The sequence below is a fragment of the Leifsonia sp. Root227 genome (assembly GCF_001428745.1).
GTDB lineage: Bacteria > Actinomycetota > Actinomycetes > Actinomycetales > Microbacteriaceae > Leifsonia.
The window spans coordinates 491,621-504,482 of sequence record NZ_LMIO01000001.1; the positions used below are offsets into that span (position 1 = coordinate 491,621).

Sequence of the window (12,862 nt, forward strand, 5' to 3'; positions counted from 1 at the left end):
TCCCGATCCGCGTTCCAGGGGGAGACGAAACACAATCTTTACATTCGTCTTGTTGACTTATCAGCGCATTTGGTAGTTGTGTGTCCTTCAACCTCGCAAGCCTTCATCGCAGAAGGCTGGAGTTCCCCGCCCGAATCGAAGGATGGAAATGGCTACACACTCACCAGCGATGCGCGACCATCTCGCATCGGCAGCCGTTGGACAGGCCGCCGACCCGAGAAGGTTCCGCGCCTTCGTCTCGCGACATCGTCGCGACTTCGCCCTCCCCGCGGTCCTCCTGGCCGAGATCGTCCTCTGGTCGATCCTCGCGCCGTCGTTCCTCACGCAGGCGAATCTCATCAACATCATCCGAGCGTCGTCGACCGTCGGGATCATGGCGGTCGGCATGACGTTCGTCATCCTGACAGCGGGCATCGACCTCTCCGTCGGTAGCCTGGTCAGCTTCGTGGGGATGGCCTGCGCCACGACGCTCGCACTCGGGGGGAACGCGCTCGTCGTCATTCTGGTCGCTGTGGCCATCGGCGTGCTGTCGGGTCTCGTCAACGGCGTCTTCGTGGCGAAGTTCCACGTGCCTCCGCTGATCACGACACTCGGGATGATGTACGTGCTGATCGCGGCCGCCCAGCTGTGGAACAACGGCGGCCCGTTGCCGATGCACGATCCCTTCATCATCTGGCTCGGCTCCGGGTACCTGGGTCCCGTGCCGATCCCCGTCGTCGTTCTCGTCATCGTGCTCCTGATCGGGTACTGGATCCTCAACCAGACCCGCTTCGGTCGGCACGTGTACGCGGTCGGCGGCGGCCCGGAGGCCGCCAAGCTCTCCGGCATCCGGATCGATCGCGTGCTGATCGGCGTCTACGTGCTCTCCGGTGTGCTCGCCGCTGTCGCGTCCATCCTCTATACGGGTCGCCTCGCCACGGCCAGTCCGCTCACCGGTCAAGGCCTCGAGCTGCAGGTCATCGCCGCCGTCGTGGTCGGCGGAGCGAGTCTCTTCGGCGGCCGCGGCAATCTCCGCGACACGTTCCTCGGTGTGCTGATCCTCACCGTGCTCCAGACCGGTCTCAACTTGATCGGCATCTCCGGCTTCTGGCAGACGATGGCTCTCGGCATCGCCCTTCTCGTCGCCGTGCTCCTCTCCCCAGAAGCGTCATTCCAGAAGACGATCACATCCCTGTTCACCAGAAAGGTACCCCGATGAATACCCACAACACGTTCCACCGACCGCTCGCCGTGGCGAGCGTCGCCGTCGTCGCCGTCTTCGCTCTCTCCGCTTGTTCGGCGGGAGCAGGCTCATCCGGCGGCGGGGGCCTGACCATCGGCCACAGCTATCAGAATCTCGACAACCAGTTCTTCTCGGACGAACTGGCGGCTGAGAAGTCGCTCGGCAAGTCCCAGGGCGCGACGATCATCGACACGCAGGCGTCGGACAACCCGGCCACCCAACTCGACAACGTCAATACGCTCATCGCGCGCGGCGTCGACGTCCTCGCCATCGACGCTGTCGACCCTCAGGCGATCGTTCCGGCGCTCGACGCGGCGAAGGCGGCGAACATCCCCGTGATCAGCCTCATCGCGAAGCCTGCGTCCGGCGAGTACCGTTCGCTGGTCTACCTGGACAGCGTGAAGGACGGCTTCAACGCGTGCACCGCGCTGGGCAAGGCGCTGAACGGGAAGGGCAAGGTCATCAACCTGACCGGACCGCTGCAGATCCTCGCCGCCAAGCAGCGGGCCGAGGGATGTGGAGAAGCGCTCAAGAAGTTCCCCGGCATCACGGTGGTCGCGGAGGTCAACACCGACTACACGCTCCGCGACGCTGAGCAGAAGATGACGGACACCCTGCAGGCGAAGGGTGAAGTCGACGGCGTCTTCGGCGGCAATGACGATGTGGCGCTCGGAGCCATCCGGGCGATGGTCTCCGCGGGCCAGGACCCGACCAAGAAGGTCATCATCGGCGTGGACGGGACGGCTGCGGCGCTGCAGGCCATCTGCAAGGGCCAGATGTACCAGACGATGGCCACCTTCCCCAAGGCGGAGGCCGAAATCGTCCTCAAGACCGCCAAGGACATCAAAGCAGGCAAGGACGTGCCGAAGAACGTGCTGTTTCCCGCCGAGCCCGTCAACCGCGACAACCTCACGGACATGGCGAAGAAGGCCGGCGTCCCGCTGAGCGGCTGCGTCTCGTGAGCACCGCGACCGTGACCGGGAACGCACTCGAGGTCCGGGACGTCGTCAAGCGGTTCGGCGGCGTGGTGGCTCTGAACGGAGTCTCCATGACGGTGCCGCGTGGTCAGGTGACGGCGCTGGTCGGCGACAACGGCGCGGGGAAGTCGACGCTCGTTCGCTGCCTGTCCGGCGTGCACGAGCCGGACGAAGGAGAGATCCTCGTCAGCGGTGATCGTGCCGTCTTCGGCAGTCCCCTCGGTGCCAGGGCGTTCGGTATCGAGACGGTGTTCCAGGAACTCGCCCTCGCCGACAACCTCGACGTGTCCGCGAACATCTTCCTTGGAAGGGAACTGCGCCACGGCTGGGCCGGACTCTATCGGCTCAAGAAGAAGGAGATGGCGCGCCGATCGGAGGAGCTCCTGCAGCGGTATGCGATCAACATGCCGTCCGCCAACGCGCCCGTGCGACGCCTCTCCGGCGGTCAGCGTCAGGGGGTCGCGATCGCGCGGGCCGTGGGCACCGGCCACACTCACGCCGTGCTGATGGACGAGCCGACGGCCGCACTCGGTGTCCAGGAGACCGCGAAGGTTCTCGGGATCGTGCGCGCGCTTGCGGACTCCGGCCTCGGTGTGCTCCTGATCAGTCACAACATGCAGCAGGTCATCGACACCGCTGACCAGGTGTACGTGCTGAGGGGAGGCCGCATGGTGGCCGGCATGCGGACCGCCGACACCTCCACGCAGGAGCTCGTGCACTACATCACCACAGGTGTCGGCCTGCGCGAATCAAATTAACAAATAGTCTGTTACTCTCAACATACAAACTGTGAAAAGGAGTCGGGATGAGTGCATCCGGTGAAGCGGCGGTGATCGGGGTCGATCTCGGCACGAGCAGTACCAAGGGCGTGCTGATGACCGCGGATGGGCGTTCGCTCGGCGAAGCCCGCGCCGAGTACCGGATGCACTCGCCTCACTCCGGCTGGAACGAGAACGACCCCGACGACTGGCGCGCCGCGTTCAGGGAGGTCGTCTCCCGGCTCGCTGCAGAGGCGTCGGCACAGGGCCTGCGCGTGGCGGGCATCGGGCTCGTCGCCCAGCGCGACCCGTTCGTCCTGCTCGACGCGGACGGGCGGCCGCTGCGACGAGCCATCAGCTGGACGGACCAGCGCGCACGAGTGCAGACGCGCCGAATGAGAGAACGCCACGGCGACGCGCGCCTCCTGGAGATCACAGGCGCCAGGCCGATCGTCGGCCTCGGCCTCGGCAACCTCCTCTGGACCAAGGACGAGGAGCCGGACGTCTGGGCCGCGACCCGACGGGTCGTCTCGCCCAAGGACTACGTGCTCGGTGCGTTCGGATCGCGCACCGAGACCGATCTGACGACGCCGACAAGAGCACTCGCCTTCGACATCGCCGCAGGAGAGTGGAGCGACGAGCTCCTCGGCCCGGAGGGCGTCTCCGCCTCCCTCTTCGACAGCGCCACCCTCCGCCCCTGGGAGGAATGGGGGCAACTGAGCGCACGGGACGCCGAACTCCTCGGCGTGCCCACCGGCACAGTGCTGGCGGTGGGGGGCTCCGACGACCAGGCGGCGACTCTCGGCGGCGGCGCTGTCGCCCCCGGGGAGATCTGCCTCGGCACCGGCACCTGCAGCGACTGGCGGCTGGTTCTCCAGCAGTACACGCCGGACCTGAGCGGTATCGGCGACACGTCGCCCCACGTCGCGCCCGGCACGTTCGTGCGCGAGGTGACGATCGACAGCGCAGGTTCCGCTCTCCGCTGGTTCCGGAACACCATCGTCCCCGAACTCGGCTATCCCGAGATCGTCGACCTGGCCATGACCGCGCCGCGTGGAAGCGCCGGCGTGCGGTTCTACCCCTTCGTCGACGGAGGACAGCGCGCGCCGTACTACCTCGACGAAGCCTCGGGGGTGTTCTTCGGCATCACCAGCCACCACGGGCGCGAGCACCTCGCGCGTGCCGTGATCGAGGGCATCGCGTTCCTGTATCCGCGCACCTGGGAACTGCTGGTCGGTGGCCAGGACGTCGAGACGGCGGCGCCGCTCACGATCGTCGACGGCGAGGCGGGCAGTGCATCGTGGAACGCCGTCAAAGCGGACATCCTCGACCACCCGATCCGGGCGACCGAGGTGACCGAGGCTGCGGCCGTGGGCGGTGCCGTACTCGCAGCCGTCGCCATCGGTTGGTTTTCCACGCCCGCCGCGGCGGCGGCGAGCATGGTCCGCACGCTGCCAGCCGTGGAGCCGGATGCGGTTGCGGCGGCCGAATACGCGGGCATCCGCGAGGACTATCTCGCGACGTTCGACACGATCGCTGAAGCCTTCACGAAAGGAGAGCACTGATGAGCAGCAGGAGGGGCCGTGTCGAATACGCGGCAGTGGCGGGGGACACCTTCGACGTCGTCGTCGTCGGAGCGGGTGTCATCGGGACGGCGATCGCGTCCGCACTCGCCGCGACGAACGCGTCCGTGTGTGTGCTCGAGGCGGCGTCGGACGTCGCCGAGGGCGCGAGCAAGGCGAACGCCGGCATCACCAGCTCCTACTACTCGGCCAAGGGCACGCTCGACTGCGACCTGCTGAACGAGTCCAACGACGACTGGGAGGACCTGTGCGAGCGGCTGCGTGTGCCGTACGACCGGATCGGCGCCCTCACCGTCGCGCTGGATGAGGAGGGCTTCGCGGCCCTCGACGGCCTCGAGCGCGATGTGCGCGAGGCGGGAGTCAGGGTCGAGCGCCTCACCGGCGACCAGGCGCGAGAGCTCGAGCCCCTCCTCAGCGAGGCGTGCGTGGGTGCTGTGTTCTACCCGGACGAGGGGATCATCGACCCGATGCGGCTCACCTGGGCGTACGCCGAGCTGGCGGGCCTGAACGGCGCCGCCTTCGTCTTCGACGCGCCCGTGCTCGACTTCGAGAGGGACGCCGACGGCGCGCTCGCGGCCGCCGTCACCCCGCACGGCGCGGTCCGCGGCAGATACTTCGTCAACGCTGCGGGGATTCAGTCCGGCGCCATCAGTGAACTCGCAGGCGGTGAGAGCATCCGGATGTGGCCGAGGCGAGGGCAGTACTGGATCCTCGATCGCGACTTCGGCGAGACGGTTTCGCGCATCGTGCTGCCCATCCCGACGGCCACGACGCGCGGCATCGAGATCGCGCCGACGACCAACGGCAGCGTCCTGCTCGGCCCGGATGCGGTCGAGGGGGGAGCGCCAGGCGACACCGAGACGGACCGTCCTGGCCTGGCCACTGTCTTCGAGCTCACCAGGAAGCTCATCCCGACGGTCTCCCTCGACCGCGCGATCAAGTCGTACGCGGGGAACAGGCCGGCCTCCGACGAGCCCATCCGCGTGCGGCAGGACCGGCAGGTCCGCAACTTCGTCCACGCGGGAAACCGGTCAACAGGCGTCTCGACCTCTCCGGCGATCGCCCGGCGGATCACCGCCATCCTCGGGGCGCTCGGCCTCGATGTGCGGGAGCGATCGGATGCGCTCGACAGACTCGCGATACCGCCGCGGCTGCGCGAGCAACCGCATCCGGAGCTCCGGGAGCGGGACGACATCACCGAGGAGCTGGTCGTGTGCCTGTGCGAGCAGGTGACGGCGGCCGAGATCGATCACGCCGTGCACGCCTGCGTCCCCGCCGTCTCCGTCGAGGGAGTGCGCAAGCGCACTCGTGCGACGGGCGGCAGGTGCCAGGGCTCACTGTGCATGGCGGGGGTCATCTTCATGTGCGCCAATGCCAGGGATGTCGCTCCTGCGGCTGTCGGGATGGGCGCCGGTTCAGGGGTGGTCGGCGTTGAGTGAGCGTGTCGTGGTCGTCGGGGCCGGCCTCAGCGGGCTGATCGCCGCCGCATCCCGAGCTGCCCGCGGGGACTCGGTCATCCTCGTCGAACGTCTTCCCACTGTCGGCGGTGTGTGGGGATTCGACCACCCGGCCGTGATCGCGGCCGCGCAGGAGTGCAGGCGCCTCGGCGTGGAGTTCCTCCTCGGCAGCAGCGCGATCCGCTGGCGCGACCGACGACTCTTGGTGGTCGGGCCCGGCGCCGTGCGGTGGATCGAGGCGGACCGCCTCGTCTTCGCCGGCGGCAACCGTCCGCCCACGGCTGCCGAGCTCGGCATCGCAGGCGGCCGTCTGGCCGGGGTGTTCGCTTCCACAGTCGCCCACCACTTGCTGGACGCGGGTGTCGTCCTCGGGCACAGGCCCGTCGTGGTCGGCGGCACGGACGAAGCGGCGATCGTCCTTCCGCACCTGATGGAGCACGGACGAGTGACCGTCGTCGGAGGAACGCCTCCCGCCGGCGCGCTCGGTGAGCGCGTCGACTGGTGGCCCGGTTACAGCCCGCTGCGGCTGCACGGCACGGACAGGGTCGACCTGCTCGACATCGGGCATGGCTCGGCCACCGTCCAGCTCTACTGCGACGCGGTGATCCTCGCCGGCCCCCTGCTGCCGCTGCGCAACGTCGACGGCGCGGTTCGCGACCAGAGCGACGGCGTGGTCTTCGTGCAACCCCTCGACCCCGGTCTGGACGCGAGGGCACTCCGCCGCGTCGTCCAGGAAGCCGCTGCCCCAACCCGACCAGAAGGAGTTCTCGTCCCGTGATCATCAACTCGCCCGTCGGGCGCTTCCCATTCAGTGTCGACTCCGTGCGCATCCGTCGCCGCCGCATCCTGCTCCGAGGGAGCATGGGCACGTGGCCCGCGACCGTGGAGGCGACCGTGTCCGACATCCCGCCCGTGCTCGCCCGCATCTCCGGCGGGCTGACACTGCTGCTCGTGGGTGTTGCGCTGGTGCTGGTGGTCGTCGGAGTGGTGATCGGGGCTCTGCTCTTCTGAGGTGCCCGTCAGGGGACCGGTACCACCGTGACCTGTACCCCGCGGTCCATCACGTGAGTCAGCGCCTGGTCGTCCGCCCCGTCGTCGGTCAGCACCAGTTCGAAGTCCTCGACGGGTGCCAGCCGGTGCGTCGCGCGACGGCCGAGCTTGCTGTGGTCGGCCACCAGCACCCTCCGAGCGCTCGAGGTCATCATCGCACGCTTGGTCGCGACCATGTCCTCCTCCTGATGCAGGGCGAGACCGTCACTGATCGCGGAGGGGCAGAGGAAGAGCAGGTCTGCCCGGAGCTGACCGATCATGTCGGTCGCGAGGAGTCCGCCGAGGCTGTCGTAGTGGCGCCGGTAGCTCCCGCCGATCCCGACCAGATTGATGTCCCGCACTTGCGACAGCTCCGTGATCGCGGGAAGAAACGTCGTCATGACGGTCAGCGGTGCGCGCTCGTGGAGGCGCGAGATCAGGGGAAGGAGCGTCGTGCCATCGTCGATGATCAGCGACATCCCCGGTTCGACCATGCGCAGACAAGCATCGGAGAGAGCCGCCTTCTCCGCGCGGAAGACGTGGGAGCGGTATTCGAGGCTGCTCTCGAAGATCGAGGACGGTTGAGCGGTGATCCCGCCCCGAACACGGTGCACGATCCCGAGCTCCGCGAGCCGATCGGCATCGCGGTACGCCGTCATCTGACTCACCTTCAGCCGCTCGGCGAGCTCGGCGATGCTGAGCTGGCCCTCAGCGATGACGAGTTGCGCCATCTCCTGCTGACGGGTCGAAACGGACGTGCGGGGCGCATCAACCACGGCAAGCTCCTAACAGGCTGAATGGTGATTATATCGTCGAAAGTGGTGAACCGACGCGCGGATCTCGCATCATGCTGGTATTGTGAATTCATCAAATGATGGAAAGGCCACGATGGAGTTCACGGCTGAACGGCGACCGCTGTACGAGGTGAAGGCGAATCTGTTCAAGGGGTTGTCGCATCCGGTGCGGGTGCGGATTCTGGAGGTCGTGTCGGCGGCCCCCGAGGTGTCGGTGGCCGACCTTCTCGCCGATACCGGGATGGAGGCATCCCATCTGTCGCAGCATCTGGCCGTGTTGCGCCGTCACAATCTCGTCACCGCGGAACGACGTGGCTCGCTGGTGTTCTACCGGTTGGCGTATCCGCAGGTCGCGGATCTGCTCCGGGTCGCTCGGTCGTTGCTGGGGGAGATTCTGGCGACCACGCAGGAGCAGCTCGTGGAGACCGTGGGGCTGCCTGCCTTGACCGTCCAGCCATGACGGGGTGGGCCGCGGTTCGTGCGCTGTTGCCTGCGCGGGCGGACTACCGGGATCTTCGCCGCACCTGGCGGTCGGACCTTCTTGCCGGTCTCACGGTCGGGATCGTCGCGCTGCCGTTGGCGTTGGCCTTCGGAGTGAGTTCCGGCGCCGGAGCCGAGGCGGGTTTGGTGACGGCGATCATCGCGGGCGTCGTCGCCGCGGTCTTCGGCGGATCGAATGTCCAGGTGTCCGGGCCGACCGGGGCGATGGTCGTCGTGCTCGGCCCGATCATCGCGACCCACGGTGTCGGTATCCTCGGTGCGGTGTGCCTTCTGGCTGGACTCATCGTCGTCGTCGCCGGAGCCTTGCGATTGGGGCGGGCAGTGACGTTCATCCCGTGGCCGGTGATCGAGGGGTTCACCCTCGGGATCGCGGTGATCATCTTCCTCCAACAGGTGCCCGCTGCGCTCGGGACGAAGCCCGGACCGAGCAGCAATGCTTTCGTCGCCGCCGTCCAGTCGTTCGCCACGGCGGCGACCGGCGCCCTCTGGTGGTCGCTGGCGGTCGTGATCGTGGTCGCAGCGATCATGATCGGCGCGCCGTTGCTCCATAAGAGTCTGCCAGGGTCGATCATCGCCATCGTCGTCGTCAGTGCCGCCGCCGCTCTCGCGCACCTCCCCGTCGCCACGATCGGGGTCCTTCCCAGTACTCTGCCCGCCCCGCAGGTTCCGGCGCTCGACGGGGCGACCGTCGTCTCGCTGATCGGGCCCGCTTTCACCGTGGCGGCTCTGGCCGCGATCGAGTCCCTCCTCTCCGCCAGGGTCGCTGTGTCGATCTCCGACACCGGACCGTACGACGCGGACCGGGAACTCGTCGGCCAAGGCCTCGCTTCGGTCGCATCCGGGTTCTTCGGCGGAATGCCCGCGACCGGTGCGATCGCCCGCACGGCGGTCAATATCCGCTCCGGCGGGCGGACCAGGCTCGCCGCGATCATCCACGCGCTCGTCCTCCTGCTGGTGGTGTACGTGGCCAGTACGGTCGTCGCGGTCATCCCGCTGGCCGCACTCGCCGGCGTCCTGATGGTGACCGCAGCACGGATGATCTCGATCGGGACCGTGCGAACCGTCCTCCGCTCGACCAGATCCGACGCGCTCGTGTTCGTGATCACCGCTCTGATCACCGTCAGCTTCGACCTCATCTACGCGGTCGGGATCGGCATCGCGGTCGCGGCATTCTTCGCCCTCCGCGCGATCGCCGCCACCAGCGGGGTCCACAGGGAGGAACTCCCCGGTCCCGTACGACCAGGCGACGATCACATCGCCCTGTTCAGACTCGACGGAGCCCTCTTCTTCGGAGCAGCCGACCGGATCCTCGGGCGGGTGAGCGCGATCGAGAACGTCACCGTCGTTATCCTGCGGATGTCGCAACTGCAGATCCTCGACGCCACAGGCGCACAAGTCATCACCGAGCTGATCACCCGCCTCGAGCGACGCGGGATCACCGTGCTCATCAAGGGGATCCAGACGCGCCACGTGAGCGTCGCCACGCGCGTCGGCGTCATCTCCGCCCTCCGCCACCAGAACCACCTGTTCGACAGCCTCGACGCCGCTACCGCTCACGCACGCAGCCACATCATCCGGGCTGCGCCGGACACTGTTACGCCGGCCTGAGACAGTTCCCTGGATTGCGACTGACAGTGCGCCGGTGCGCGCAATCACGCGTCGACGTGACCACTTAGGACACCGGAGTTCCCGTGCTGGCCACTGGCTCGGAGCTTCCGGCCGCATCGCGCGCGGATTAGACGATGCGCAGAAGCGAGGCCCCAGGTCGTCGAGTCAAGTCTCGTTCGCGTCGACCTCGTCGAAACCTTTGGGCCGCCTACCGGATCGCCCAGCGCGGGCGAAGCGTCGGGCCTCTGCGTTGTCGATCTCACACTCGGTGCTGCCAACTACGGCCCACGTTTCGCCCCGTCACTTTTGCCAGTATCGTGTTCGACAGCTCCAGGCGGCTGGGCATGCGTCACCATCCCCGGCCCCCACAAGAACCCCGTCTTCGCTCTGTTCGACCGCGCAGAGCACACGGACTCGTCGTCGTCGGATCGCGGGGATCCGCTGAACGGCGACGTCCCCGTGCCCGACCTTGGACTGGCCGCCGTGCTCTTCTATCCCTTGGATGCCGAGGGCAAACGTACCGAGCGCCGTGGCGATGGGTGCTTACGACTTCGGCCCGCACGAATCGTGCGCGGGTCTGCGAACAGGATGCCCTATCCAGAGACGTTCCAGTTCAGTTCGGGCTGCTGACATAGCCGGTTGAAGAGGTGTCGGACTCGAGGAGGTAGCGGGCAGGCGTGTTTGAAGTGTTGACCCGGGACCAGGTGCGCTCGAAGCCCCGGCCGTTCGAGTCGTAGCGCATGATAATCCGGTCGTAAGGCTGACCGGCGTCAAGTCTTCCGACTAGCACGCGAGGGGAACCGAGGCCGGGCTGGGGGAGGGTGGCTACGAACTCATCTTCTGTCAGGTCTCGGGCTGGAAGAGCCGTCAGGAGCTGCTCGGCGGAGATTGTGGCCACGAGTTGCGGCTGGAACTCGGCGGTGACGCTTGCGGTGTGTGCGGTCATGGTGGTCTTCCTTTCGCTCGCGCCTCGAAATGGGGGCGATGAGCCTACTTTAGCGCATCTGGGATACAAGTGGTACTTTTGTCGTGTCCAAGTGGCGGGGATCGGAATGGAGAAGGAAATGAAGATCGGAGTCATCGGAGCCGGAACAGTAGGAGCCGCCACGGTAAGCGCGCTCGTGCGCAGAGGTGGCGTGGACCCGGACGTCGTCGTCGTTGACAAGGACGCGAAGAAGGCCGTCGGTCTCGCTGAGGATCTGTCTTATGCTGCCGCGCTGAGCTCGCTTTCGACGGTGAGCGCAGGGGAGTATGGCCGGCTAGCAGGTGCGGAACTGGTGATTATCACGGCTGGTGTAAATGAGAAGAAGGGTGGTGCGACGGATCGAAACGACCCGAAGGGGCGGCTTAATCTCATCCCGGTGAATGCGACGGCGTACCGCGAGATCATTCCCGCGGTTGTGGGTGCCGCGCCGGACGCGACCCTCCTGGTGGTCACCGACCCGCCGGAGCCGCTGGCTGACCTTACGCGAGCGCTCGCGCCCGCCAAGAATATTGTTTCCGCGGGCACAGTCATCGATTCGTTGCGCTTCCGGCACCAGATTGCGAAGGAGCTCGGCGTGCGTGCATGTGATGTGGATGCTTACGTCGTCGGCGAGCACGGCACGTCGAGTGTCTACCTGTGGTCTTCCGCTCGGGTCGGCGGCGAACGGGTTGTGGATCTCATCGCGCGCCGCGGGGACGACGTCGAGGAAGTAAAGTGGCGGATCCAAGCAGCGGTCACGTTCGGCAACCTTTCGATCATCGAGGGGATCGGTGCCAGCCAATACGGGATTGGCGCCGTTGTTGGCCGGCTCGCGGAGGCGATCGTCAGGGACGAGCGAGCGGTGTTCCCAGTTGCTTCCTTCCAGGAGAAGTACGGGGTGACGCTGGCGTCTCCATCGATCCTGGGAGCGACGGGCGTGATTCAGACACTCCTTCCCGCCCTAACGCCGGAAGAGAACGCTGGGCTCGAAGCCAGCGCAGCGGTGCTCCGTAGTGCAGCATCGATCGCTCTCGACTCGTACGCAGCGTCACGATGACAGCGCTCCGCGGTGGTCGGCGGTCCATGCTCGTCGCCAGCAGGACACAAGTTGCGTCCACGCGGTACATTAGCTGGCAAGAGTGAGGGGCGACGCGAGTGGGCGAGAAGGTAGCAAGCGCTTCTGAGCGCGCGCACACAGCCATCCGCGAAGCGATTGCGTCGGGTGAGTTCCGGCCGGGGACAATGCTCAGCGAGAACGAGCTGGCTAGCCGAATCGGTGTCAGCCGCACCCCGGTCCGCTCCGCCCTTCTCCGGCTGCAGGATGAGGGTTGGATCACTGTGTATCCGCAGCGTGGCGCCCTGGTGCGGGAGATTGGCGCGGATGAGGCGAACAATATTGCCGACGCCCGACACTTCTTAGAACTCACCGCGGTGAGGCGCGTGTCAGAAGGTGTTCGCGAGAGTTTGGCGTCGACGTTAGATGCCACGGTCGATGAGCAGGAGGCAAGGCTGGATGACGGGAGCCTCGATTCGTTCGTGGACCTCGACATCGACTTTCATCGTGAACTCGTCGCTGCAGCTGGCAACCCTGTCATCCTCGAGTTCTACGATCGGTTGCGGGACCGTCAGTCGCTCATGATTGCGCGGGGCCTGTCGACGACCGGTGATCGCGCCCGTCGAATCATCGACGAGCATCGTGGTCTGATACGACACATTCGTGATGGACAGTGGCGCGAGCTCGACGACGCTCTCCGCAGTCACCTTCTCGCCACCCACGGTGCGCTCTTCTCTGACCGTTGAGGCGTGCGCGGAAAAGATTGTCTATACGTAGGTTTAGACGCAACTTGCGGCTGCGGCCAGGGCTAAGGCTCCCGACCGCAGCCGCATTCGACGTCAGGGGTTATCGACTTCAATCCCGTCGAATGTTGTGTACGTCCCGTCGAGTTTGGTCAGGACGAGGGTATGCACG

General features: G+C 66.7%; 13 protein-coding genes. 11 read left to right on the forward strand and 2 right to left on the reverse strand.

Going from position 1 to position 12,862, the window contains the following annotated elements; all coding sequences use genetic code 11:
- The first annotated feature begins 148 nt into the window (after positions 1 to 148).
- From ASE16_RS02295 to ASE16_RS02325, 7 genes are read left to right on the forward strand one after another with little or no spacing between them, the layout of a single operon-like run.
- The gene (locus tag ASE16_RS02295; RefSeq protein WP_200949535.1) at positions 149 to 1,198 is read left to right on the forward strand and encodes an ABC transporter permease; all 1,050 of its coding nucleotides are present in this window, start codon (positions 149 to 151) and stop codon (positions 1,196 to 1,198) included.
- Complete coding sequence (locus ASE16_RS02300; protein WP_082581153.1) at positions 1,195 to 2,184, forward strand: sugar ABC transporter substrate-binding protein; 990 nt, start codon at positions 1,195 to 1,197, stop codon at positions 2,182 to 2,184. Before ASE16_RS02295 ends, ASE16_RS02300 begins: the two co-directional genes overlap by 4 nt.
- Positions 2,181 to 2,957, forward strand: coding sequence for an ATP-binding cassette domain-containing protein (locus ASE16_RS02305; protein WP_235500268.1), 777 nt, complete (start codon positions 2,181 to 2,183; stop codon positions 2,955 to 2,957). Before ASE16_RS02300 ends, ASE16_RS02305 begins: the two co-directional genes overlap by 4 nt.
- Positions 2,958 to 3,004: 47 nt before the next feature.
- Positions 3,005 to 4,522 carry a xylulokinase gene (locus tag ASE16_RS02310; RefSeq protein WP_055890134.1) on the forward strand — a complete coding sequence of 506 codons (1,518 nt, stop codon included), beginning with the start codon at positions 3,005 to 3,007 and terminating at the stop codon, positions 4,520 to 4,522.
- Positions 4,522 to 5,979: an NAD(P)/FAD-dependent oxidoreductase gene (locus tag ASE16_RS02315; RefSeq protein WP_055890136.1), complete on the forward strand. Its 1,458-nt coding sequence runs from the start codon at positions 4,522 to 4,524 to the stop codon at positions 5,977 to 5,979. The genes ASE16_RS02310 and ASE16_RS02315 overlap by 1 nt, the downstream gene beginning before the upstream one ends.
- On the forward strand, positions 5,972 to 6,775 hold the full coding sequence (locus ASE16_RS02320) for an FAD-dependent oxidoreductase (RefSeq protein WP_162255957.1): 804 nt from the start codon (positions 5,972 to 5,974) through the stop codon (positions 6,773 to 6,775). The genes ASE16_RS02315 and ASE16_RS02320 overlap by 8 nt, the downstream gene beginning before the upstream one ends.
- Positions 6,772 to 7,008 (forward strand): hypothetical protein, encoded by a 237-nt coding sequence (locus ASE16_RS02325; RefSeq protein WP_055890139.1) that lies wholly within the window; start codon positions 6,772 to 6,774, stop codon positions 7,006 to 7,008. Before ASE16_RS02320 ends, ASE16_RS02325 begins: the two co-directional genes overlap by 4 nt.
- Before the next feature lie 8 nt (positions 7,009 to 7,016).
- Here ASE16_RS02325 and ASE16_RS02330 read toward each other — a convergent pair whose 3' ends face one another.
- Complete coding sequence (locus ASE16_RS02330; protein WP_157480002.1) at positions 7,017 to 7,802, reverse strand: DeoR/GlpR family DNA-binding transcription regulator; 786 nt, start codon at positions 7,800 to 7,802, stop codon at positions 7,017 to 7,019.
- A gap of 112 nt (positions 7,803 to 7,914) precedes the next feature.
- On the opposite strand from ASE16_RS02330, the gene ASE16_RS02335 reads away from it, so the two are divergent.
- Positions 7,915 to 8,280, forward strand: a complete 366-nt coding sequence (locus ASE16_RS02335; RefSeq protein ID WP_055890144.1) for an ArsR/SmtB family transcription factor — start codon at positions 7,915 to 7,917, stop codon at positions 8,278 to 8,280.
- Positions 8,277 to 9,929, forward strand: a complete 1,653-nt coding sequence (locus ASE16_RS02340) for a SulP family inorganic anion transporter (protein ID WP_055890146.1) — start codon at positions 8,277 to 8,279, stop codon at positions 9,927 to 9,929. Before ASE16_RS02335 ends, ASE16_RS02340 begins: the two co-directional genes overlap by 4 nt.
- A 613-nt stretch (positions 9,930 to 10,542) precedes the next feature.
- On the opposite strand, the gene ASE16_RS02345 is transcribed toward ASE16_RS02340, so the two are convergent.
- Positions 10,543 to 10,875, reverse strand: a complete 333-nt coding sequence (locus ASE16_RS02345) for a hypothetical protein (RefSeq protein ID WP_055890148.1) — start codon at positions 10,873 to 10,875, stop codon at positions 10,543 to 10,545.
- Between the two features lie 118 nt (positions 10,876 to 10,993).
- On the opposite strand from ASE16_RS02345, the gene ASE16_RS02350 reads away from it, so the two are divergent.
- Together ASE16_RS02350 and ASE16_RS02355 are read left to right on the forward strand one after the other, a co-directional pair.
- A complete protein-coding gene (locus tag ASE16_RS02350; RefSeq protein ID WP_055890149.1) occupies positions 10,994 to 11,950 on the forward strand; it encodes a lactate/malate family dehydrogenase in 957 nt (318 codons plus the stop codon).
- Positions 11,951 to 12,048: 98 nt separating this feature from the next.
- Positions 12,049 to 12,693: a GntR family transcriptional regulator gene (locus tag ASE16_RS02355; RefSeq protein ID WP_082581155.1), complete on the forward strand. Its 645-nt coding sequence runs from the start codon at positions 12,049 to 12,051 to the stop codon at positions 12,691 to 12,693.
- The last annotated feature ends 169 nt before the right edge of the window (positions 12,694 to 12,862 follow it).